Origin of the sequence: Mycobacterium sp. SMC-14, from assembly GCF_046250075.1 — a bacterium.
Classification (GTDB): Bacteria; Actinomycetota; Actinomycetes; order Mycobacteriales; family Mycobacteriaceae; genus Mycobacterium.
The window spans coordinates 1,810,718-1,833,671 of the sequence record NZ_CP176429.1 but is presented as its reverse complement, the minus strand read 5'-3'; the positions used below and the strand labels follow the sequence as shown (position 1 = coordinate 1,833,671).

Below are 22,954 nucleotides of genomic sequence, written 5' to 3'. Positions count from 1 at the left end.
CCGAACCGACATGTTGGGCCTGGTTGTCGGTTACAACTACATCTATGCCGTCCGCCGATGAAACGCCGGAAGCCGCACCGGAGGGAACTGTCCAGCCCCGCGGAAAGCTACGCCGGCGCCAGGTATTGGGTGGCCTAGCGGCTTTAGGGGTGGGCGGCGCCGGCGTCTCGGCGCTGGCCGGTTGTGAAGGCAAAGACAGCGGCGGTGTGGCTGCCGGCGCCCCGGACTATGGGACCGGGATCAACGACGGGTTCAACGGGAAGATCGAACTCGACGTGCGGGATTCGGAGCCCGACTGGGGGCCTTTCGAACTCAAGCATGCTCCCCAGGACGCACCCAATGTGCTGGTGGTGCTCTACGACGACACCGGGATGGCGGCGTGGTCGCCCTACGGCGGGGCCATCGACATGCCCGTCATGCAGCGCCTTGCCGATAACGGGCTGACATATTCGCAGTGGCACACCACGGCGCTGTGTTCGCCGACCCGGTCCTGCGTCCTGACCGGTCGCAACCACCACGTGAACCGCTTCGCCTCGATCACCGAGGGCTCCGACGGCTTCCCCGGCGCGGCGGCCCGGCTGCCCGCACAATGCGCGACGATCGGGCAGGTACTCCAGGACAACGGGTACAGCACGTTCTGGGTGGGCAAGAACCACAATGTGCCAGAAGAGGACGTGTCCAGCGGGGGAAGCAAATCGGAGTGGCCGCTGCAGAAGGGCTTCGATCGGTTCTACGGCTTTCTCGGCGGAGAAACCAACCAGTGGTACCCGGATCTGGTGGAGGACAACCGATTCATCGAGCAGCCCTACCGCCCCGAAGACGGCTACCACCTGTCGAAAGACCTCGCCGACAACGCGCTTCGCATGCTGCGCGATCAACGGTCCAGCAATCCGTCCAAACCCTGGTACATGTGGTTCTGCCCGGGAGCCAATCACGCCCCACACCACAGCCCGACCGAGTACGCCGAGAAATACCGCGGCAGGTTCGATGACGGCTACGAGGCGTACCGCGAGTGGGTGTTAGCCCGCATGGTCGACAAGGGCATCATGCCCAAGGGCACCCAGCTGACGCCGCTGAATCCCCTTCCCGACGACGTCGCATTGCCGGCTGACGCGGTGCGGCCGTGGAATTCGCTCAACGCCGACGAGAAGCGCCTGTTCTCCCGGATGGCCGAGGTCTTCGCCGGGTTCTCCGAATACACCGACGCTCAAGTGGGCCGGATCGTCGAATACCTCGAGCAGACCGGCCAGCTGGACAACACCCTCATCTTCTATTGCGCCGACAACGGCGCCTCTGGCGAGGGTTCGCCGAACGGCTCGGTCAACGAGAACAAGTTCTTCAACGGCTATCCCGATGACCTTGCCGAGAACATGCGCTACCTCGACACCCTGGGGACGCCCGACACCTACAACCACTATCCGACCGGCTGGGCGGCTGCGTTCTCCACACCGTTCCAGATGTTCAAGCGCTACTCGCAGTTCTCCGGGGGTACCTGCGACCCGATGGTGATCCACTGGCCCGCGGGTATCAAAGCCAAAGGCCAAGTGCGCCACCAGTACCACCACGCCACCGACATCGTGCCGACCATCCTCGATGCGGTCGGGCTTCCGATGCCCGAGGAGTACCGCGGGGTGAAGCAGTACCCGCTCAACGGCGTATCGATGCGTTACAGCTTCGACTCCCCCGATGCGCCCACCGCCAAGAAGCGGCAGTACTACGCCATGCTGGGCACCCGCGGCATCTGGGAGGACGGCTGGAAGGCATCGGCGCTGCACGCACCGATCAGCGGAAAGGGCCATTTCGATTCCGACCGCTGGGAGCTCTACCACGTCGACGAAGATCGCTCCGAATCCACCAACCTCGCCGACAAGCATCCCGACAAACTCAAGGCACTCATCGATGTGTGGCACCGGGAGGCCAAGGACAACTACGTCCTACCGCTGGACGACCGCACGGCCACTGAACTGCTCACCATCAAACGGCCGCAGTTCGAACCACCGCGTGATCGCTACACCTACTACCCGGATACGGCTCCCGTCCCGGAAGGAGTGGCAGCCAACATCCGTGGACGGTCGTTCAAGATCGTCGCGAACGTCGATCTCGCACGCGATGCCCAAGGAGTGCTCTTTGCCCACGGGTCGCGGTTCGGCGGGCATGTGCTGTTCATCAAGGACGCCAAGCTGCACTACGTGTACAACTTCCTCGGCATCAGGCCCGAGCAGGAGTTCGCCTCGCGGCAACTGACGCCCGGCAAGCACACGCTCGGCATGGAATTCGTCCGCAAGGAATCGGGCCAGTACGGTGAATCCCTCGGCACCACAACGCTTTATGTCGACGGAAAGCCCGTCGATACGGGTCCGATGCGCACCCAACTGGGCAAGTTCACCCTCGCCGGCGACGGCCTGTGTGTCGGGTATGACAGCGGGGACAGCGTCTCCGACCAATACCAGAACCCGGGGACCTTCACCGGCGGCAGCATCCAGGCCGTCGTCATCGACGTCAGCAATGAGACCTTCGTCGATCTGCAACGGGAAGCGGCGGCAGCACTCGCCCGCGACTGACCGGACTCACCGCGTGGTGTAGCCGCCGTTGGCGAAGATGGTCTGCCCGGTGACCCAGTGGCCGCCGTCGAGCAGGAAAAGCACCAGCGGCGCGATGTCCTCGATCTGTGTCAATCGGTTGCCCATCCCCTGCGACTTGTGGAACTCGACCCGCTCGGGGGTCTCCTGCGGGTAGAAGAACGGGGTGTCCATCGGCCCGGGCGCGACGCTGTTGACGTTGATCCCCCGGGCCCCGAACTCTTTGGCCGCCGCCCGGGTGAAGTGCTCCACCGGGCTCTTGGAGCCCGCGTAGGTGGAGTAGCCGTCGGTGAACGCTCCGAGCAGCGCGGTCACGATCGTCACCACCGAGCCGTTGTCGTTGAGGCGCCTGCCGGCCTGCTGCAGAAAGAAATAGGCGGACTTGGCGTTGATGTCGAACATCGAGTCGTACTCGGCCTCAGTGGTTTCCAACATGGGCTTCCGCAGCACCTTGCCGACGGTGTTGACCGCGAAATCCACGCCGCCGAAAGCATTCACCGCGGCGTCGAACAGGGCGGTGACATTGGCCGGAACGGTCAGGTCGCCCTGCACCTTGATCGCCTTGGCGCCGGCGTCCTGCACCGCCGCCACGGTCTTGTCGGCGTCGGGCTCGGAGCTGTCGCTGTTGTAGTGCACCGCGACGTTGACGCCGTGCGCGGCCAACGTGGCGCTGATCAGCCCGCCCAGGTTCTTGGCGCCCGCGGCCACCACCGCCGATTTCCCGGTCAAATCGCTCATAGATCTTCCCTTCTGTGTCTGAGCACGAAACTAGCCGGGCTCTACACAAATGAGAAACAGTGTTATACGCATAATCAACAAGCGTTATTTGTGGTTAGCATGGGCCGATGCTCCCGGTCCCGGACCTGCGCCGATTGACGCACTTCATCGCCGTCGCCGAATCCGCCGGCTTCACCAGTGCCGCCAAGCAGCTACACCTGTCACAACAGGCCCTGTCGCATTCGGTGCAACAGCTGGAGAAGGAGATCGGCGTGACGCTGCTGGTGCGCGCCGGGCGCCGCATCACGTTGACCCAGGCCGGCCAGACCCTGATGGACGAGGGCCGGGCACTGTTGGCGGCGGCCAGGACCCTCACTGCAAACACGCGCGCCGCGGCCAGCGCCCTACCGGATGAATTCGTCGTCGGGCACTCCCCTGCGATCAGCAATCACGACGTCTACGCCCTGATCGAGCCGGCAATCGCCGCTTCGCCCGACACGTCGTTCACGGTCGTGCAGCTGTTCCCCGACCGGCTCACCGCCGGAGTGCGCGACGGCGCCGTGCAATTGGGGCTGCGCCGCGCCGTCGTGCCCCAAGAGCTGCTCGCCGGCGCGGTGATCGGCTATGACCCGCTGCGGGTTGCCGTGCCCGCCAATCACCCGCTGGCCTCGCGCTCCCGCATCCGCATCACCGATCTGGCCGACGAACTGATCGCGCTGTGGGCGCCTCCCGGTGCTTCCTACTACAGCGACTTCCTGGTCAACGCCTGCCGGCGTGCGGGATTCGAACCGCAGTACCGGGTCAGCCGGGTGCAGGGCTGCCCGCCCGAGGTGGCGGCCTTGACCGAGAGTGCCGCCGCGTTCGTCACCGCACCGCCCGGCCCGGCCCTGGATGGCGCCGTCACAGTGGTCGATCTCGACGAGCCGCCGCTGGTGCCCCTGCAGGCGCTGTGGCAACCCCATACCAGTTCGGCGGTGCGCGATCTCATTCTGCGTCAACACCCTTGACAACCTGCGCGCCGATACACCACAATTCATCATGCGATGAATTACTAGCTGTAGCCGCACGGAACCGGAAGGATCTCCGATGCCTGGATATCTGGCCGCCCTGGCACTCGCGCTCTGCCCCATCTTGGTCGTCATTCGCCTGATCATGCTGCGACGCAAGGGAACCGACGCCATGCACGTCGGCAGCACGGACAACAAGGACTTCCTGATCCCGCCCTTCGCGCTGGTCTACTTCTACGTGGTGTTCGCCAGTGCCTTCGGGTGGCCGTTGGTGGGCTGCGAGCGGTTCTTCAGCTCCACTGCCATCGCCTGGGCCGGGGCCGCATTGTGTTTCTGCGGCCTGCTGATGGTCGCGTTGAGCCTGGCCGCCTTCGGCAGCAGCTTTCGGGTGGGAATCGACACCGACAACCCGGACAAGCTGGTGACGTCGGGCGTGTTCGCGATCAGCCGCAACCCCATCTATGTCGGGTTCGGGTTGGTGCTGCTCGGCCAGTTCCTGGTGTTTCCAACCTGGATTCCGTTGGCCTACCTGCTCGCCGGGGTGTGGCTGTTCAACCGCCAGGTGCTGCGTGAGGAAGCCTTCATGCGTGACCACTACGGTCGGGAGTACGCCGAATACTGCAGCCGAGTCCGCAGGTACCTGTAGGAGTTCAGCCGCGGGCGAGGATCGCCGACAGCGCCCGCGCCAGCTCCGCGTCGGGGTCGGCCGGCAGTGTGTCGGCACGCCATCCCACGAAGTCATCCGGGCGGATCAGCACTGCGCCGTCGGGTTCCAGCCCGGTGATCCGTGCCCACTGTTCATCGGCGATGCGGCGCACAGTGACTGGGATACCCAGCGCCTCCGAGGCCTGCGCCGCGGCGGCCCGCCACCGTCCACCGTCGTTCCCGGTCAGCACGGTGAAGCCCGGCCCGAGCAGATCAAGAGTCGAAATCCGTTGTCCGCCATGCGTCAGCCATACATGCGGAACCCGCGTGCCGGGTTGTCCGCGCAGCTCGGACACCAGCGAGACGGCGCTCGGGTCGGATGGTGCAGGCTCGTCCGACAGCACCGCGGCTGACCGATACCGGTAGCCGATCAGCAGGGCGAACATCGGCGCCTCCTCGCTCGATGGGAGGCCGGGGCCGCTGTCGTCGAGTCGTAGCAGGGGCAGCACCGGCCCGGTCAGCGATTGGCGGGCGCTGAAGCGCCCCACCGGGTGCCGTTCGGCATGGTAAGTGTCCAGCAACGACGGATCGGCCGTCCCCGCCAGTACGGCCGCCAGCTTCCAGGCCAGGTTGTGCGCACTCGCAATGGCGCAGTTCGCGCCGCCGGCCTTGAACGGCGGCATGGCGTGCGCCGAATCTCCGACGAGAAACACCCTGCCGCAGCGGAACTGGTCGGCGACACGCTCGTAGGGCTGCCACGGCGTCACTTCGACGATCTCGATGTCGATGTCCGCACCAATCGCCCGGGTGAGCAGCCGACGGCAGTGATCGGTGGTGAACTGGGCAGCGGTCTCGCCTCGACCCGGAAGATAGGTGGTGAGGAACATGCCGAAGTCGTCACGTACCGGCAGAAAGATGCCGTCCACGTCGTCGTTGGCCACCTGGATGGCGTCACCGTCGCTGAGCTGCGGCACGAATTGCCGCCAGGGGCCGCGGAAGTAGATGAAGACGACGTAGATCGGCAACGCCCCGTGCCCGGAGGTCGGGATGCCCAGTGCATCGCGAGCCGGGCTGCGCACACCGTCGGCGGCGATCAGGTAGTCGGCCCGCACCAGTTCTGCGCCGCCGGTACTGCGGTCACGCACGACGACGGCTACGCCGGTGTCGTCCTGCTCGAAGGAGCACAGCTCGGTTCCGTAGCGAACCTCGCTGCCGCGCCCGCGGATGTGCTCGGCCAGCATCGGTTCCAGTGCACTTTGCGGGCAGTATTGCGCGGCCGGCTCGGGGCTCAGGCCGGCGAACGGTGCGAAGATCGCGTCCAGGTCGAAGGCCTGCTGCGCCTGGGTGCTGCGCAGCGAGACCTTGGTGAGCATGTCCGACACACCCTCGGCCACCGCGTGCACCTGATCCGCCAGACCGAGGCCGCGCAGGATCTCCAGGCTGCGGAAGCTCAAGTTGCGCGCTTTCGGGTAGAGGAAGACCTCGCTGCGCTTCTCGATCACCAGCGAACGCACGCCGTGTTTGGCCAACAGTGCTGAAGCGCTCAGACCGCCCGCACCTGCGCCCACGATCAGTACCGGGACTCGATCGTCCGTCATCGCCACCTCCGCCACATACGGAACTGACTAGTTCCGACTAATCCAATGTGGCATGCGTCGACGATCGGTGCAACCGACTACGGGGATGGATCACCGGTGAGCGGAAGGATGACGTCCTCCAGTACGCGCCGGACAAAGACGCGGTCAACCGGCCGACCGGTCATCACGCGCAGCACATTGAGACCCAACGCCACATCGGGGATCAGACTGAGGTCGCGACCGGCCTGGATCTCACCCCGCGCCCGCGCCTGGTCGAGCAGCACCCGGACCACATGGCGCGGCGGGTCGAGTACCAGATCGTCGAGGGCCGCCGCCAGGACCGGATTATGCATTGCCGCGGTCGCGACTCCGACGACGACTTTCATTGTTTCCATGCCCGATTCGTCAAACTCGGGCGCCGCGGCGACCAGCGCGTCGATGTCACCGCGCAGGCTACCGGTGTTGGGCGGCTCGACCGGTCCCTGTCGGCGGCGCCAATGAGCGATCGCATCGGCCACCACCACCGCCTTGGACGGCCAGCGCCGATAGATTGCGGCTTTGCCCACTCCGGCGCGGGCCGCGATGTCGTCCATGCTCAACCGGTCATAGCCCACCTCAGCCACACCCTGCAGCGCCGCATCGAGGATCGCGGGGTCGCGAGACCGGTCGAGGCGTCCCGGGCTTCGCCCCGGTCGCAATGCGGGCGCGGGTTCCTGGGCTCCCATAACGCGCCAGCCTAGTCGATACGAATCAGTTCCGTTGTAAGTCGATTCAATCGGCAGCCGCGAGAAACTCTTGTGCCACCTCCACGACCCGTTCGCGGTCTTCGGCCACCAGCCCGATCCGAGTCCGGCGATCCACGATGTCCTCGACCGTCAGCGCGCCTTCGTGGCTGACCGCGTACTCGAACTCGGCACGGATCACGTCGATGCCCTCGGCCACCGCTTCTGCGGGCCGCTCGCAGGTCGCGGCGGCCAACACGTTGGCCGCCTCACCGCCGTAGCGCAGCACCAGCGACTCGGGCAGGTCAGCCGTCAGCGCAAGGTGCGCTCCCGGATTGTCCGGTGCACCGATCAGCGGCAGGTCTCGCGTGCGACACGGCGTGGCCTCCAGCGTTCGCAGGCGCACGGCCCGGTCCAGCACGTCTTCGGCCATGTGCCGGTATTCGGTCAGCTTGCCCCCAATCACACTGAACACCCCGGTCGCCGATTCGACGACGGCGTGGTTGCGTGAGACGTCTGCGGTGCGGCCTTCTCCGGTATCGATCAGCGGCCGCAGCCCGGCATAGGCGCCACGAACGTCGGCCGTGCTCAACGCGGTGCCCAGCGCGGTGTTGACGGTGTCCAACAGGAAGCTGATCTCCGCCGACGTCGGTTGCGGCACATCGGGAATCGGACCGGGCGCCTCTTCGTCGGTGAGGCCCAGATATACCCGACCGAGCTGTTCGGGCATGGCGAACACGAACCGGTTGAGCTCACCGGGGATCGGAACGGTCAGCGCGGCAGTCGGATTGCCGAAGGCCGCCGCGTCGAACACCAGGTGCGTTCCGCGACTCGGCCGCAACCGCAGCGCCGAGTCGATGTCGCCGGCCCACACCCCGGTCGCATTGATCACCGCCCGCGCGGAGACGTCGAACGACTCTCCCGAGATCTGGTCGGTCAGCCGTACCGTGTCGCCGGTGGCGTGCGATGCGGCCACATAGGTCAGGATCGTCGCGCCGTGCTGGGCCGCGGTCCGGACGACCGCGGTGACCAGACGTGCGTCGTCGATCAATTGCCCGTCATAGGCCAACAGGCCACCGTCGAGGCCGTCGCGGCGCACGGTCGGCGACAGCTCCACGGCGTGCTCGGGTGAGACGCGTCGCGAGCGGGGCAAGACCGTCGCCGGTGTGCCGGCCAGCCTGCGCAGCGCGTCGCCGGCGAGAAACCCGGTGCGCACCAAGGCCCGATCCCGCCGCGGCATCGACCCCAGCAGCGGCACGAGTTGCGGCATCGCCCGCACCAGGTGAGGGGCGTTGCGGGTCATCAGGATTCCGCGTTCGATGGCGCTGCGCCGCGCGATGCCCACATTGCCGGTCGCCAGGTAGCGCAGCCCGCCGTGGACCAGTTTGGAGCTCCACCGGCTGGTGCCGAACGCCACGTCCTGTTTGTCCACACACACCACCCGCAGCCCGCGGGTGGCCGCGTCCAGGGCGATGCCGGCGCCGGTGATGCCCCCACCGATCACGACGACATCGATGGGTGCGCCGTCGGCCAGTGCGGTGAGTTCGGCGGTGCGCCGGGCGGCATTGAGTGCGGCAGTGTCGGGCATCACGAGAGGTACCTGTTCAGGGTGTAGGCCAGTTCGGTGGAGAGCGCGTCCTCATCGAGGATCGGCGCGACGACTTGCGCGGACTGGATAGCCGATTGGGTGATCAGCAGACACATCGCGGCGAGTTCGCGTGGATCACCGGCCCGCACGCTGCCGGCGGCCTGGGCTCCACCGAGTTCGCCGGCCACCAGGTCGATCAGCCGCCGTTGGCTGGACCCCATCCGCTGGGCGATGTAGACCATCGCCAGGTCGGGTGCGTGATGCAGCACCTGCATCACCACCTCGTCGTGGCGCAGCCGCGCCGCAACCGCGACGATCCGCCTCACTAGCGCCTCGCGTCCGCTTCCCGGTTGCTCCAGTTCGGTCCACGCCGCGGTGATCCGTGCGGTCAGCAGTGCGGCGATCACCGAGCGGCTGTCCGGCCACCGCCGGTACACCGTCGGACGACTCACCCCGGCGCGACGTGCGATGGCCGCCAACGTCACCCGCTCCATGCCCAATGCGAGCAGGCAGCTCGCGGCGGCATCGAGGATGCGCTCCCCGACCTCCAGCTGCTCGTCATTACTAGTTGACAGCATATGTAATACTGTAACGCATGACGCCGGCCGATGCCCAGGACGCCCTGACCCCGCCGATGAAGTGGAACGCCTGGGGCGATCCGGCAGCGGCCAAGCCTTTGAGCGACGGCATCCGTCAGCTGCTCAAGGCAGCCCTCGGGGTGGACGGCACGAGAACCCCGGAGCGCGATCCCAGCCAGGTGTCGCTCACCCCGTCGGCACTGGCCGAAACCGACCGCGCCGCGCTGGCGGCGATCGTGGGCGACGGTTTCTGCCGCACCGATCACACCGCACGGCTACTGCACGCCGGGGGCAAGTCCACCCTGGACCTGCTGCGGCGCAATGATTCCGGCACCCAGGACGCGCCCGACGCGGTGTTGCTGCCGGGCAGTGACGACGAAGTCGCGTCGGTCTTGAGCTACTGCAGCCAGCACGCCATCGCGGTGGTTCCGTTCGGCGGAGGTACCAGCGTCGTCGGTGGGCTCGACCCGATCCGCGGCGAATTCGCGACAGTGGTGTGCCTAGATCTGCGCCGGTTCGATGCACTGCTGAACCTCGACAAGGTCTCCGGCGAGGCCGAGTTCGGGGCCGGGGTCACCGGGCCCGACGCCGAACGACTGCTCGGTGAGCACGGCTACTCGTTGGGCCACTTTCCGCAGAGCTTCCAATTCGCCACCCTCGGCGGGTTCGCCGCCACCCGCTCCTCGGGGCAAGACTCTGCCGGCTACGGTCGCTTCGACGACATGGTCCGCGGCCTGCGGATGATCACCCCGGCCGGCGTGCTGGACCTGGGCCGCGCCCCGGCCTCGGCCGCCGGGCCGGACCTGCGCCAACTGTTGCTGGGGTCCGAAGGCGCGTTCGGCGTCATCACCCGGGTGCGGGTGCGCGTGCACCCGGTGCCGGCAACCACCCGCTATGAGGCCTGGTCGTTCCCCGACTTCGCCACCGGCGCCGCGGCACTGCGCGCGGTCACTCAGACCGGCTCCGGACCGACCGTCATCCGGCTGTCCGACGAAGCCGAGACGGGCGTCAACCTGGCCACCACCGAGCAGATCGGCGAGCAACAGATCACCGGCGGCTGCCTGGCTATCACGCTTTTCGAGGGAACCGCCGAGCACACCGAAAGCCGGCATGCCGAGACCCGAGCGGTGCTGGCCGCGAACGGGGGCACTTCACTGGGCGAGGAACCGGCGCGCGCCTGGGAGCACGGCCGATTCTCCGCGCCCTACCTGCGCGATTCACTGTTGGCGGCCGGGGCGCTGTGCGAAACGCTGGAGACCGCCACCGACTGGGCGCGAGTGCCCGCGCTCAAGACGGCGGTCACCGAGGCGCTGACCACCGCGCTGGGTGACAGCGGGACCCCCGCGCTGGTGTTGTGCCACATCTCGCATGTCTACCCGACCGGTGCGTCGCTCTACTTCACCGTGGTCGCCGGTCAGCGCGGCAACCCCATCGAACAGTGGCAAGCCGCGAAAGTCGCTGCGGGCGATGCGATCATGCGGGCCGGCGGAACCATTACCCACCACCACGCCGTCGGCGCCGATCACCGGCCGTGGATGAGCCAGGAGGTGGGCGAGCTGGGTGTGCAGGTGCTGCGGGCGGTCAAGGCCACGCTGGATCCGGCCGGAATCCTCAACCCCGGCAAACTGATTCCATGACGTCGCGCCAGATCAATCGGATCACCCTGCTGACCAACCCGGCGGCCGGACACGGCAATGCCAGGCACGCGGCCGAGCGAGCACTGGCACGATTCCAGCAGCGCGGCGTCAACGTCAACCACATCGTCGGCTCCGATGCCCACCACGCGCGGCAGTTGCTCGATGAAGCGCTGGCGGCCGGAACGGACGCCGTGGTGGTGGCCGGCGGCGACGGCGTCATCTCGCTGGCGCTGCAGTCTCTGGCGCTCGGTGACGTGCCACTGGGAATCATCCCGGCCGGCACCGGCAACGACCACGCCCGTGAATACGGTCTGCCCACCGGAGATCCCGAGGCGGCCGCCGACGTCGTCGCCGAAGGCCAGACCGAGACGATCGATCTGGGCCGCATCACCGAGGACGGCGGCGCGGTGTCCTGGTTCGGCACCGTGATGGCGGCCGGTTTCGACTCGCTGGTGAGCGACCGCGTCAACCGGATGCGCTGGCCGCACGGCCGGATGCGCTACAACGTCGCCATGGTGGCGGAGATGTCCAAACTGCGGCTGCTGCCGTTCCGGCTGACGTTCGACGACGACGAGCCGCTGGACATCGAGCTGACGCTGGCGGCATTCGGTAACACCCGCAGCTACGGCGGCGGCATGCTGATCTGCCCAGGCGCCGATCACGCCGACGGGCTGCTGGACGTCACCATGGTGCACTCGAGCTCGCGGACCAAGCTGATCCGACTGTTCCCCACCGTGTTCAAGGGCACCCACGTGCTACTCGACGAGGTGAGCACCCGGCGGGCGAAGTCGATCCGCGTGGAGTGCCCCGGAATCAACGCCTACGCCGACGGCGACTACGTGGCTCCGCTGCCGGTGACGGTGTCGGCCGTGCCGGGCGCGCTGCAGATCCTTCGTGCGCCCTGATCGATCTCAAGAGATCAGCGAGCTCCACAGCTCGCCGAGTTCGCCGGCCACCCCGTCAACCAAGGCACTGAAGTCGGCCGCCGCCGGTGCGTCCGTGTCGAGCCATGGGAAAGCCGGGATGTAGGTGCCGCCGGGCAGGAACGGATTCAGCATCACGTACCACGACGTCGCGAGGTCGATCAGCACCTGGAAGACGTTGGGCATCGACACCAGCGGGTGGTCCGATGGGTCGGCAGTCAGACTGGTCCAAAAATCCGCCCACGGTTTGCCTAGATCCAAGGTGAACGTCGTGCCGGCCCACGGGTAGACGTCCGAGCCGTCAGAGCCGATGGCCGTACCGGGGAAACCCAACGCGCCGTCGACCGCGCCGTGCGGGTCGGTGATTGTGGGCCCCTCCGTCGGGAAGGTGTAGCCGCTGCGCAGCTCCGAGATCGGCACTCGGCCATAGCCTTGGAGCAGCGCCATCCAGCCGTCAAGACTGCAGAACATGGTGTCGCACGCGGTGTGGGTCGGCATTTCGGCCTGCAGAAACCCGATCAACTGCTCACCGAGCGGCTTCGAGAGCGCCGGAATGGGGACCAGCATGTCGACCAATGCCTGGATTCGCTGCGGGTCGCCGAGATCGATACCCCAGATGTTCGTCTCGCTCGGGACCAACCACGGTCCGCTGAAGAACTGCGAATAGGCGAACGCGTCGATGGCCTTCAGCGCGTTGGCCGGGACGTTGATGATGGCGTAGAGCAGGTTCAGCGGAACGTTGGCCAGATCTCCGTCAGCAGTCAACTGCACGGCGACTCGTGAAGTCGGGATCTCGGGTGTGGCCGGGCTGGCGGTGATCAGACCAGCAGCCACCAACATCACATTGGCGATCGCAGCCGGCCGTGTCAGGGCCTGCATGATTTCTCCTTGACACTGAGAACTGCGCGCACGACAAAAGCGCGCGGCAAAGCGCGCGACAGTGAGCACAGCGCACGGCGCTGAGAACAGCGCGAGACGACAGGAACAAACGCGGGACAATAGGAACAACGCGCGGCAACAGGACCACCGCGCGAGTAAGCCTACCCTAAGTAGCTATCGGCGAGTTGCGCCGCTCGCGTGGCCTACCCCACGCCGCGGCTGAGCCAGGACACCTCCGCGCCGTCGCCGCCATAGCGGTAGGCCTCCAGCGCCTCATCCCATGCCGAGCCAAGCACCGTTTCCAGGTCCGCGGCCAGCGCGTCGGCGCCGGCGGCCATGAGCGTGCGCAGGCGGTTCTCCCCGACCATCACGTCGCCGTTGGCGCTCATCGTCCCGCTCCACAGACCGAGCTGGGGGGTGTGGCTGAACCGTTGGCCGTCGACCCCGGAGCTGGGGTCTTCGGTGACCTCGAAACGCAACACCGACCAGGAGCGCAGGGCGCTGGCCAGCTGCGCGCCGGTGCCCACCGGACCGACCCAGTTGACCACGGCTCGCAGCTGACCCGGCATGGCCGGTTGCGGCGTCCAGTTGAGCTTCGCCTGGCCGTTGCGGGCACCCAAAGCCGAGGTCAGTGCCCACTCCACATGCGGGCACACCGCCGCGGGCGAGGCGTGGATGTACACCACGCCGCTGGTCACGTCGGCGAATTGATTCGTCGCGCGCATCAGTTGCTCCTTCGGATCCACGAGGGACGTCTTCCCCAACGACCTGGCGGTACCGAATTTGAGCAGTGTTGCTGCAGAAACTGGAGTGTATTCAGTGTTGTATGTGTCTATTGTGCCTTGTGTGACGCCTGTTGGCTAGTCCCCGCTGTACGCGGCTACCACGGCATCAGACAGCTCCGGCCAGCGGTCGGTGACCCAGTCACCGAAGTCGCGGTCGGTGAGCACCACCAGCGCCCGCTCGATCGCCGGATCAGCCCAGATCAGAGTGCCTGACTGGCCGAAATGACCGAAGGTCCGCGCCGAGTTGGTGGCACCGGTCCAATGCGGTGTCTTGCCGTCCCGGATCTCGAAGCCCAGCCCCCAGTCGTTCGGCCGCTGCGGCCCGTAGCCCGGCAACACGCCGTCCAGGCCGGGGAACTGCACGCGGGTGGCCTCGGCGTGGAGCTGCGGAGACACCGTGACCGGCGCCAACAGGTCGGCGGCGAAGCCAGCGAGGTCTGCGACGGTCGATGTGCCCCCGAAGCCGGCCGCCGGCGCTCCCCCGTCCAGTCGGCTGGCCGTCATACCCAACGGCTCGAACACCGCCTCGATCAGGTAGCGGCCGAACTCGATCCCGGACTCGCGCTGCAGGGCGTCGGCCAGCACCGCGAAGCCGCGGTTGGAGTACACCCGCCTAGTGCCGGGCTGGGCCAGGATCCGATCGGAGTCCGGCGACAGCCCGGAGGCGTGCGCGAGCAGATGGCGCACCGTGGCGCCCGGGGGGCCGGCTGGCGTGTCCAGTTCGACGGCCCCCTCCTCCACCGCGACCTGCACCGCACGCGCCACCAAGGGCTTGGTCACCGACGCGAGACGGAACGGCCGCGTGGTGTCGCCGTGGGTGGCCAGCACCCCACTCGGGCCGATGACGGCGGCGGCCGCGTGACCGACCGGCCAGTCGTCGAGGGCGGCGAGGGGGGACATCGCAGGCCAGCCTAAGCGGGGACTGCAAGCGCGGCGAAGCCGGGCGATGGGGGCACCTCCCGCTTGCGGGGACAGGTCACCGCCATCAGCTACCGGGGCCGTCGAACCCAGTCGCCGCCCGGACCGCCTTGCGGTGGCCGGTCGCGCTACAGCCGAACCAGCGCTGGCAAGACCGGCTGAGCACGCTCTGCTCGGCGTAGCCGAGTTCGCGGGTCAGGTGCGCCAGGCTGATGTCGGTGTCACGCAAGTACCGGTGGGCGGCGTCGCGGCGGACCCCGTCGACCAGGGCCGCAAACGTGGTCTCCTCGGCGGCCAGACGTCGATGCAGCGTCTTGGGATGCAGGCCGAGCTGACTGGCGATCAGCTCCAGGCTCACGGTTCCGGTGGGTAACAGCTGACGGGCGATCGCGCGCACCGACGCCGCGATGCCCGGCGACTCGGCGGTAATGCCGCGCAGGTAGCGCACCATGGCCTGGTGAGCCTGGTCGTCCCGGTGCAGGGGGCGGTCCAGATCGACGGTGCGAAAGGTGAACCCGGCGACCGGTTGGGCGAAGTAGGGTCGGCAGCCGAAGTAGGCCAGATAGTCGCGCACCGGGGTGAGCGCCTCGTGTGGAAGGTGCACCGACAGCGGCGCATACGGAGCGTCGAACATCATCCGCATGATCCCCAGCGACACCCCCAGGGACAGCTCGGTGGTCTGCGGATGCGGTGGGGACCGCTCGATGAGCACCTCGAACGCATAAAACGATTCGGCGGGATCATGCGGCGGTCCCAGCTTCCCCTCTCCTGCGTCGAGCCTCGCTGAACCGCCGGCACGGCCACCCGGGATGATGCGCGCCGAGATCGCCGGACTGTAGGCGGATAAGAACCGCTCCACGATCGAGAACCCGCCGCCGACGGTGGCCGCGGTGCGTGCGGCCACACCCAGCGGCCCGAAGTTGCCGATGTCTTGACGCAGCGCCAGCCGGCGCCCGAAATCCGGGCAGCCGGTCGCATTCGCTGCGGATTCAACGGCCAGGATCACCGCGCGGTACGGCACGAATACGTCGTGAGCTCCCACGGACCCGTCCGGCACCCCGGCCGCCCCCAGCAATATCCCGGGATCACCGCCGAGCTCGGTGACCAGCTCCGGGTATCCGGACAGCGCGGTGCCGCGTACCACCGACATGTCCGCAAATATCAAAGGAATGTCCGCAGATGTCAAGACTTCGCCCGCGTTGCGAGACATGCTGGAACGGCATTCGGCGGAAAGGAACACCCGTGAGCTTTGACACCGTGATTCGTGGCGGCCGGTGGTTCGACGGCACCGGCGCGCCGTCGGCGATCCGCAATATCGGCATCCGCGACGGACACGTCGCCGCGATCTCCGCCGAACCGCTCGACGAGGCGGGCTGCGGCCAGGTGATCGACGCCGCCGGCAAGTGGGTGCTGCCCGGGCTGCTCGACATCCACACGCATTACGACGTCGAGATACTCCTCGCCCCCTCGCTGTCGGAGTCGGTGCGCCACGGCGTGACCACCGTGCTGGTGGGCTCGTGCTCGCTGTCCACCATTCACGTCGACGGCCAGGATGCCGGCGACCTGTTCGGCCGGGTGGAGGCCATCCCGCGCGGGTACGTGGTCGACACCATCGATGCGCACAAGACCTGGTCGAGTTGTGAGGACTACATCGCCAGCCTGGAGAAGCTGCCGCTCGGCCCCAACGTGACCGCGTTCATCGGGCATTCCGACATGCGCGCCGCCACCATGGGATTGGACCGCGCCACCCGCGCCGACGCTCGGCCCACGCCGGCCGAGCAGGCCCGGATGGAGCAGATGCTGGACGAAGCGTTGCAGGCGGGGTTCGTCGGGATGTCTTCCCAACAGCTGCTTTTCGACAAGATGGACGGCGACGTCTGCCGCTCGCGCACGCTGCCGTCGACGTACGCCAAGCCCAGGGAATTGCGCCGGCTCAAGTCGAAGCTGCGCCGCAGCGGACGGATTCTGCAGGCCGGCCCGGATGTCAAGAATCCCCTCGACGTGGTGTCCCAGCTGGCGCAAGCCCTGGGGATATTCCGCCGGCCGCTCAAGACCACTCTGCTGGCCGCCGCCGACGTCAAGAGCAACCGGCTGGCGATTCCGGCGATGGTCAAGGCATCGCGCATGTTGACCAGGTTGGGGGCCGATTTCCGCTGGCAGCACCTGCCGGTGCCGTTCGAGGTGTACGCCGACGGCATCGATCTGGTGATCTTCGAAGAGTTCGGCTCCGGCGCCGAGGCGCTGCATCTGCGGGAAGCCCTCGAACGTGACGAGCTGATACGCGACGAGTCCTACCGGCGCCGTTTCCGCAAGGACTACGAAAACAAGTACGGCCCACGGGTCTGGCACCGCGACTTCTTCGACGCCGAGATCGTCGCCTGCCCGGACGCCTCGGTGATCGGAAAGTCCTTCGGGCAGGTCGGGGTCGAGCGCGGCGACGTGCACCCCGTCGACGCCTTCCTCGATCTTGTGCTGGAACACGGGACCGCCCTGCGCTGGCACACCACGATCTCCAATGACCGGCCCGAGGTGCTCAAGAAGCTCGCCGCCGAACCGGGCATCCAGATCGGCTTCTCGGATGCGGGTGCGCACCTGCGCAACATGGCGTTCTACAACATGGGGCTGCGGTTGCTGCGCCACGTCCACGATGCTCAGCAGTGCGGGCAGGAGTTCTTGTCGGTCGAGCAGGCGGTGCACCGGCTGACCGGTGAACTGGCCGACTGGTACCGGGTCGACGCCGGCCACCTGCGCGTCGGCGACCGGGCCGATGTCGTGGTCATCGACCCCGCGCACCTCGACGACAGTCTGGACGCCTACGCCGAGGAGGCCTTCGACCAATACGGCGGGATGTCACGCATGGTGAACCGCAACGACGAAGCCGTCAGCGCCGTATTCGTCTCCGGCCGAGCGGTAGTCCTCGACGGTCAGCCCACCAGCGTGCTCGGGACGCAACGCACCGGAAGTTTCCTGCGTGCCGACACCCGCACTCCGGCTGTCGCCGCGCAAGCCCCGGTGCCGGCACCGGGCGCCACACCGGCAACATAAGGTGACCCCATGAGCCAGACAGTGCGCGGTGTGATCTCCCGTGAAAAGGGCCAGCCGGTCGAGGTGACCGACATCGTCATCCCCGACCCCGGTGCCAACGACGTCGTCGTCGCCATCACCGCCTGCGGGGTGTGCCACACGGACCTGACCTACCGCGACGGCGGTATCAACGACAGCTACCCGTTCCTGCTGGGCCACGAGGCCTCCGGCACCGTCGAGTCGGTGGGGTCGGCGGTCACCGCGGTCGCGCCCGGCGATTTCGTGATCCTGAACTGGCGCGCCGTATGCGGACAGTGCCGCGCCTGCAAGCGCGGTCGCCCGCACCTGTGCTTCGACACCTTCAACGCCTCGGTTCCGATGACGCTGACCGACGGCACCGAACTCACTCCGGCCCTGGGCATCGGGGCGTTCGCCGACAAGACCCTGGTCCACGAAGGCCAGTGCACCAAGGTCGATCCGAGTGCTGACCCCGCGGTGGCCGGGTTGCTGGGCTGCGGCGTGATGGCCGGGCTTGGCGCCGCGATCAACACCGGCGCCGTCACCCGCGACGACACCGTCGCGGTGATCGGGTGCGGCGGCGTGGGCGACGCCGCGATCGCCGGCGCGGCCCTGGTGGGTGCCCGGCGCATCATCGCTGTCGACACCGACAACACCAAGCTGAACTGGGCGCGTGAATTCGGCGCCACTCACACCATCAACGCCCGCGAACTCGACCCGGTCGAGACCATCCAGGATCTCACCGACGGTTTCGGTGCCGATGTGGTGATCGACGCGGTCGGCCGCCCCGAGACCTGGAAGCAGGCCTTCTATGCGCGCGACCTGGCTGGAACCGTTGTGCTGGTGGGGGTTCCGACTCCGGATATGCAGCTGGAGATGCCGCTGATCGACTTCTTCTCCCGCGGCGGTTCGCTGAAGTCCTCGTGGTACGGCGACTGCCTGCCCGAGCGCGACTTCCCCACCCTGATCAGCCTCTACCTACAGGGCCGGCTTCCGCTGGAGAAGTTCGTCTCCGAACGCATCGGGCTGAACGATGTCGAGAAGGCCTTCGGTCGCATGCACGGCGGCGAGGTGCTGCGGTCGGTCGTGGTGCTATGACCTCCGGCAGCCCGATCCAGCGGGTCATCACGCACGGCACATTCGAACTCGACGGCGGCAGTTGGGAAGTCGACAACAACATCTGGATCGTCGGTGACGATTCCGATGTGGTGGTCTTCGACGCAGCCCACGACGCGGCACCGATCGTCGAAGCCGTCGGCGGGCGCAACGTGGTGGCGGTGGTGTGTACGCATGGCCACAACGACCACATCACCGTGGCGCCCGCGCTGGGCCGAGCGCTCGACGCGCCGGTGCTGCTGCACCCCGGCGACGACATGCTGTGGCAGATGACGCACCCGGACAGCGACTTTCGGTCCGTAGCCGATGGCGACACGCTCACGGTCGGAGGCTTGGAGTTGCGGGCGCTACACACACCCGGTCACTCACCGGGCTCGGTGTGCTGGCATGCACCGGACCTGGGCGCGGTATTCAGTGGCGACACGCTGTTCTGCGGCGGCCCGGGGGCGACCGGACGCTCTTTCTCGGACTTCCCGACGATTCTGGAGTCGATCTCCGGGCGGCTCGGCGAACTGCCCGCCGACACGGTCGTTTACACCGGGCACGGCGACAGCACGCGGATCGGTGACGAGCTGGTGCACTACGACGAGTGGGTGGCTCGCGGCCACTGACGATGCACCGCGAGGCACGAGCGGTGCGGAGGAAGGGGCCCATCGGTCCGGCCACTGACGATGCACCGCGAGGCACGAGCGGTGCGGAGGAAGGGGCCCATCGGCCCGGCCACTGAGCGCCACTGAGCTCAGTGCCCGCGCAGGATGCGCCGCTTCTCTTCGGCGAACTCCTTCTCGGTCAGCGCTCCGGAATCACGCAGCGCCGTTATGGTTTTGAGCTGCTCGATGCGGATGCCTTCACCGTCGGGAACGAACCGGTCGCGACTGGTCTCCGCTCCGCTGACCACCGTCCTCACCGGAAGGCGACCGCGGCGGGCCGCCAACAATCGGCCTGCGATCAGATCCACCAGCCCCAGCACGAAGATCACCGGAAACACCCAGAGCAGCGTCGAGTTGCCGGCGGGCTTTCCGAACGCCAGTCGCGGAGCGATGTAGGCGCCGACCTGCCCGTCGGTGGCGATCTGGTAATCGCCGGCCTCGGCCACGGAGATCCGCCACAACCGCCGCCGCGCGTCGTTGTTGACCGTGGTGGTCATCCCGATGCTCTCCTGGAACTCCGGGTCGGGCACCCCGTCCGGTGGCGTCACCGTGACGCTGATCGGCGGCACCGGCAGCCCTCCACCGGTGGGACTGGAGATGACCCGGGTGTGCAGATTCACGGTCACCTCGCCCACCGGCAGATGCACCCGGCCCTCGCCCGGAATCGGCACCTCGCCGTAGGCGTCATAGCGGTCCAGCACAAAGACGTTGAGAATCAACGCAACCACGAAGCCGATCACCCCGATGGCCATCAGGCCGGCCGCCACCACGACCGGAATGCGCCCGATCGCACGCTGCGCGCTCACCTACGGAAGTGTGCCACGGATTGCCGATACCGCTACCGTCAGTGGTGATATCGATGACGGTTCGCCCGGGGTCGGAGGTGCCCATGCCAGAGTCAAGCATCGTGGTCCGCCCCGAGCCCGGGGGCGCTCCCTCGAGCCGGTTGCAGGCGGCCGGGCTGGCCCACGCCACCGGCGTGTTCGAACAGCTCGCGGCGACCGTTCCGCTGCCGGCCGCGCCGCGTCCGATCGTCGTCGCCGACTACGGCGCCGCCACCGGCTACAACTCACTGCTCCCGATCGGCGCCGCCATCGCTGCCTTCCGCCGACGCACCCGGGCCGACCATGCCGTGTTGGTCACCCACACCGACCTGCCGGACAACGACTTCACCGCGCTGTTCACCACGCTGGCTGAGGATCCCGACAGCTACCTCCGCAAGGACACCGCCAGTTTCCCCTCGGCGATAGGCCGGTCGTTCTACGCCCAGATCCTGCCCTCGCAGAGCGTCACCCTGGGCTGGACCTCCTGGGCGACCATGTGGCTGCGCCGGCCCGCAGGGGAGCTACCCGAATTCACCGACCACGTCCATGTCGAACACAGCGACGACGACGCCGCGCGCCGCGCCTACGCACGCCAGGCCGCCCAGGATTGGCATGACTTCGTAGCGTTCCGCGGCCGAGAACTGAGCCCGGGCGGCAAGCTGCTGGTGTTGACCGCAGCCGTCGATGCCGCGGGCCGTTCGGGCTACCGACCACTGCTCGACGCGATCGTGGCGGTTCTCGAGGAGCAGGTGCGCGACGGCGGACTGACCCGCGACGAGGTCGCCCGCATGGCGATCCCGGTGCTCGGCCGCAGCGAGAAGGAACTTCGCGCACCGTTCGCCCCCGCCGGCCGGTTCGAGTCGCTGACGATAGAACGACTGGAGGTGTTCGACGCCGAGGACCGGTTCTGGGACCGATACCTGCTCGACGGCGATGCGGTCGCGCTCGGCACCCATTGGGCGGCCTTTGTCAGCGCCGCCGTCTTCCCCACCCTGGCCGCCGCGCTGACCGGCGGCCCGGACGATCCGCGTGCGCCCGACTTCGTGCGTCACCTGGAAGCCGGCGTCGCCGCCAGGCTCGCGAGCAATCCGCAGCAGGTGCAGATTCCGCTCGCGCTGATCGTCCTCGCCAAGCAGCGTTAGGGACTGACCGGGTTCTCCGTGGATTCCGGAGCCGGAGTCTCCGGAACCTCGGGCAGGGTCGGCGCAAGGGGTTCGGGGCTGGGCGCGAACGCCGGTGGCGGCTCGAACGTCGGCGACGGCGAGGTGGTGGTAGTCGTGGTCGACACCGTGGTCAGCACGCTCGAGCCCGTCCCGGTGTCGGCGGCATGCCGCAGCACCAGCACGGCAATCGTGCCCAGCAACATCGCGACCAGCGCAGCCAGGATCACCACCGGGACCGGCCGTCGATACCACTGCCCGCCGCCCCCGCCGATCACCTCGGGTTCCGGTGCGGCGGGCTGGCGCGGAGCAGCAGGAGTCGGACGAGCCGGCGGTGGCATCACCAACGGTTGCGGCCCCGCATCCGGGACGCTTTCGGCGGGCGGCGGCGGGGCGTGCTCGGGCGGCGGGGCCGACTCGGGGAACTGTGTTGGTGCCGCCGGCGGCGGGGCCTTCTTCGGGATGGCCACCACATTGCCGGCGACACTCAGCGCGGCGCCGATGGCCGCCGTCAACTGTGGTCGCGGCGAGCTGATTACGGCGACCCCGAAGCGTTGTGACAAGCCGGTCGTGACCGTCGGCATGTTCGCCCCACCACCGACCGACACGATCGCCGACAGCGCATCGGGAAGAATCTCGTTGTCGTCCAAGATGTTCTGCAAGACCGTGAAAAAGCCGTCCAGCGGCTGACGCAGCGCCTCGTCGAGTTCTACGCGGGTCAGCCACACGCCGCCGTGGAAGCCCGCGAGTTCGGCCACCGTCTCAGTCGACAGCTGTTCCTTGGCGTCCCGGCACTGGCTGCGCAGCCGGGTCAGCGACCCCACCGTCGGAGGCCCGTCGCCGTTACCACCGAGATCGGCAACCACGTGATCCAGCAGCGCCTGGTCGATCACGTCTCCGGAAAAGACGGTGCTGCGCCGGGTGGAGCCGATCGGTTCGAATCCGTGCTCCGCGTCGACCAGGGTGACGTTGGTTCCGCTCCCCCCGAAGTCGCACACCGCGATGATCCCGTGGTCGGGTAGGCCCGGATTCGCTTGCAGCGCAGTCAAAGCTGCCGTCGTGTCGGAGATCAGCGACACCGGATGCTGCGCCCACTCCGAGACCCGCCCCAGCGCCGTGCGCAGCGCACCGACGGCGTCGCGTGACCAGTGCGAGGGATAGGTGACCGCTACCGCCGGCGGTATCGGACGGCCCTCCGTCACCGCATACGCCAAGGCGTGCAACCCATCAGCGAGCAGCTGCTCGGCACGGTGGGTAGATCCGTCGCTGGCCACCACCGGCCCACCGCCGCCGACGCGATCCACGAAATCGGTCACGACGAGTCCACGGTCGTGCAGTTCGGAACTCACCGCGGAATTCTCCGAGGGCATGCCGATTTGGGATGGCCGATCCCGGAACAGCGTCAGCACCGGCCGACGGGTGATCGCACGATCGGCGGTGACCGCCGCCAATGTGGTTGCCCCGACGGACATCCCCAACGCGGGGCCTGTCTCTTGCGCCATGCTGTCCCATCCACGGTGTCATCCGGCGGTCAGAGCACACCGGTCTACGTAATTTTACCGATGGATGTTCGATATACCCGGCATTGCAGCGCCGTTGGTGCGGCG

20 protein-coding genes are annotated in these 22,954 nt (G+C 67.6%); 9 read left to right on the top strand and 11 right to left on the bottom strand.

Annotated features, from left to right (window positions below):
- Positions 1 to 44: 44 nt before the first annotated feature.
- Positions 45 to 2,561: an arylsulfatase gene (locus ACKY0W_RS08570; protein ID WP_409437202.1), complete on the top strand. Its 2,517-nt coding sequence runs from the start codon at positions 45 to 47 to the stop codon at positions 2,559 to 2,561.
- Between the two features lie 6 nt (positions 2,562 to 2,567).
- On the opposite strand, the gene ACKY0W_RS08565 is transcribed toward ACKY0W_RS08570, so the two are convergent.
- Positions 2,568 to 3,317 (bottom strand): SDR family oxidoreductase, encoded by a 750-nt coding sequence (locus ACKY0W_RS08565; protein WP_409437201.1) that lies wholly within the window; start codon positions 3,315 to 3,317, stop codon positions 2,568 to 2,570.
- A gap of 107 nt (positions 3,318 to 3,424) precedes the next feature.
- On the opposite strand from ACKY0W_RS08565, the gene ACKY0W_RS08560 reads away from it, so the two are divergent.
- Positions 3,425 to 4,303: a LysR family transcriptional regulator gene (locus ACKY0W_RS08560; RefSeq protein ID WP_409437200.1), complete on the top strand. Its 879-nt coding sequence runs from the start codon at positions 3,425 to 3,427 to the stop codon at positions 4,301 to 4,303.
- Positions 4,304 to 4,382: 79 nt separating this feature from the next.
- Positions 4,383 to 4,949 (top strand): methyltransferase family protein, encoded by a 567-nt coding sequence (locus tag ACKY0W_RS08555; RefSeq protein ID WP_409437199.1) that lies wholly within the window; start codon positions 4,383 to 4,385, stop codon positions 4,947 to 4,949.
- Between the two features lie 4 nt (positions 4,950 to 4,953).
- Here the strand turns inward: ACKY0W_RS08555 and ACKY0W_RS08550 are convergent, their stop codons facing one another.
- From ACKY0W_RS08550 to ACKY0W_RS08535, 4 genes are all read right to left on the bottom strand, one after another.
- The gene (locus ACKY0W_RS08550) at positions 4,954 to 6,546 is read right to left on the bottom strand and encodes an FAD-dependent monooxygenase (protein WP_409437198.1); all 1,593 of its coding nucleotides are present in this window, start codon (positions 6,544 to 6,546) and stop codon (positions 4,954 to 4,956) included.
- Positions 6,547 to 6,623: 77 nt separating this feature from the next.
- Complete coding sequence (locus ACKY0W_RS08545) at positions 6,624 to 7,250, bottom strand: TetR/AcrR family transcriptional regulator (RefSeq protein ID WP_409437197.1); 627 nt, start codon at positions 7,248 to 7,250, stop codon at positions 6,624 to 6,626.
- A gap of 46 nt (positions 7,251 to 7,296) precedes the next feature.
- Positions 7,297 to 8,835, bottom strand: a complete 1,539-nt coding sequence (locus ACKY0W_RS08540; protein WP_409437196.1) for a glycerol-3-phosphate dehydrogenase/oxidase — start codon at positions 8,833 to 8,835, stop codon at positions 7,297 to 7,299.
- On the bottom strand, positions 8,835 to 9,413 hold the full coding sequence (locus ACKY0W_RS08535) for a TetR/AcrR family transcriptional regulator (protein WP_409437195.1): 579 nt from the start codon (positions 9,411 to 9,413) through the stop codon (positions 8,835 to 8,837). The genes ACKY0W_RS08540 and ACKY0W_RS08535 overlap by 1 nt, the downstream gene beginning before the upstream one ends.
- Before the next feature lie 56 nt (positions 9,414 to 9,469).
- Between ACKY0W_RS08535 and ACKY0W_RS08530 the strand changes: the two genes are divergently transcribed.
- Both ACKY0W_RS08530 and ACKY0W_RS08525 read left to right on the top strand, forming a co-directional pair.
- Positions 9,470 to 11,050, top strand: coding sequence for an FAD-binding oxidoreductase (locus ACKY0W_RS08530; RefSeq protein WP_409437694.1), 1,581 nt, complete (start codon positions 9,470 to 9,472; stop codon positions 11,048 to 11,050).
- On the top strand, positions 11,047 to 11,955 hold the full coding sequence (locus ACKY0W_RS08525) for a diacylglycerol kinase (protein ID WP_409437194.1): 909 nt from the start codon (positions 11,047 to 11,049) through the stop codon (positions 11,953 to 11,955). Before ACKY0W_RS08530 ends, ACKY0W_RS08525 begins: the two co-directional genes overlap by 4 nt.
- Positions 11,956 to 11,961: 6 nt before the next feature.
- Here ACKY0W_RS08525 and ACKY0W_RS08520 read toward each other — a convergent pair whose 3' ends face one another.
- The 4 genes from ACKY0W_RS08520 to ACKY0W_RS08505 all read right to left on the bottom strand — a co-directional run bounded on the left by ACKY0W_RS08520 (position 11,962) and on the right by ACKY0W_RS08505 (position 15,705).
- Positions 11,962 to 12,852, bottom strand: a complete 891-nt coding sequence (locus ACKY0W_RS08520; RefSeq protein WP_409437193.1) for a hypothetical protein — start codon at positions 12,850 to 12,852, stop codon at positions 11,962 to 11,964.
- 203 nt (positions 12,853 to 13,055) lie between these two features.
- Positions 13,056 to 13,577: a DUF3145 domain-containing protein gene (locus ACKY0W_RS08515; protein WP_409437192.1), complete on the bottom strand. Its 522-nt coding sequence runs from the start codon at positions 13,575 to 13,577 to the stop codon at positions 13,056 to 13,058.
- A 135-nt stretch (positions 13,578 to 13,712) separates the two neighbouring features.
- Positions 13,713 to 14,537 carry a serine hydrolase domain-containing protein gene (locus tag ACKY0W_RS08510; protein WP_409437191.1) on the bottom strand — a complete coding sequence of 275 codons (825 nt, stop codon included), beginning with the start codon at positions 14,535 to 14,537 and terminating at the stop codon, positions 13,713 to 13,715.
- Between the two features lie 85 nt (positions 14,538 to 14,622).
- On the bottom strand, positions 14,623 to 15,705 hold the full coding sequence (locus ACKY0W_RS08505; protein WP_409437190.1) for an AraC family transcriptional regulator: 1,083 nt from the start codon (positions 15,703 to 15,705) through the stop codon (positions 14,623 to 14,625).
- Between the two features lie 92 nt (positions 15,706 to 15,797).
- Between ACKY0W_RS08505 and ACKY0W_RS08500 the strand changes: the two genes are divergently transcribed.
- The 3 genes from ACKY0W_RS08500 to ACKY0W_RS08490 are packed head-to-tail and all read left to right on the top strand — an operon-like array spanning position 15,798 to position 19,324.
- Entirely contained in the window at positions 15,798 to 17,600 is a 1,803-nt protein-coding gene (locus tag ACKY0W_RS08500) for an N-acyl-D-amino-acid deacylase family protein (RefSeq protein ID WP_409437189.1), read from the top strand.
- 9 nt (positions 17,601 to 17,609) lie between these two features.
- Entirely contained in the window at positions 17,610 to 18,695 is a 1,086-nt protein-coding gene (locus ACKY0W_RS08495) for an S-(hydroxymethyl)mycothiol dehydrogenase (RefSeq protein WP_409437188.1), read from the top strand.
- A complete protein-coding gene (locus ACKY0W_RS08490; RefSeq protein ID WP_409437187.1) occupies positions 18,692 to 19,324 on the top strand; it encodes an MBL fold metallo-hydrolase in 633 nt (210 codons plus the stop codon). Before ACKY0W_RS08495 ends, ACKY0W_RS08490 begins: the two co-directional genes overlap by 4 nt.
- 128 nt (positions 19,325 to 19,452) lie before the next feature.
- Here the strand turns inward: ACKY0W_RS08490 and ACKY0W_RS08485 are convergent, their stop codons facing one another.
- Positions 19,453 to 20,169, bottom strand: a complete 717-nt coding sequence (locus ACKY0W_RS08485; RefSeq protein ID WP_409437186.1) for an SHOCT domain-containing protein — start codon at positions 20,167 to 20,169, stop codon at positions 19,453 to 19,455.
- Between the two features lie 83 nt (positions 20,170 to 20,252).
- Here ACKY0W_RS08485 and ACKY0W_RS08480 point away from each other — a divergent pair, with 83 nt between their 5' ends.
- Positions 20,253 to 21,329 (top strand): SAM-dependent methyltransferase, encoded by a 1,077-nt coding sequence (locus ACKY0W_RS08480; protein ID WP_409437185.1) that lies wholly within the window; start codon positions 20,253 to 20,255, stop codon positions 21,327 to 21,329.
- Here the strand turns inward: ACKY0W_RS08480 and ACKY0W_RS08475 are convergent.
- On the bottom strand, positions 21,326 to 22,849 hold the full coding sequence (locus tag ACKY0W_RS08475) for an Hsp70 family protein (RefSeq protein ID WP_409437184.1): 1,524 nt from the start codon (positions 22,847 to 22,849) through the stop codon (positions 21,326 to 21,328). The genes ACKY0W_RS08480 and ACKY0W_RS08475 overlap by 4 nt on opposite strands.
- Positions 22,850 to 22,954 lie beyond the last annotated feature (105 nt).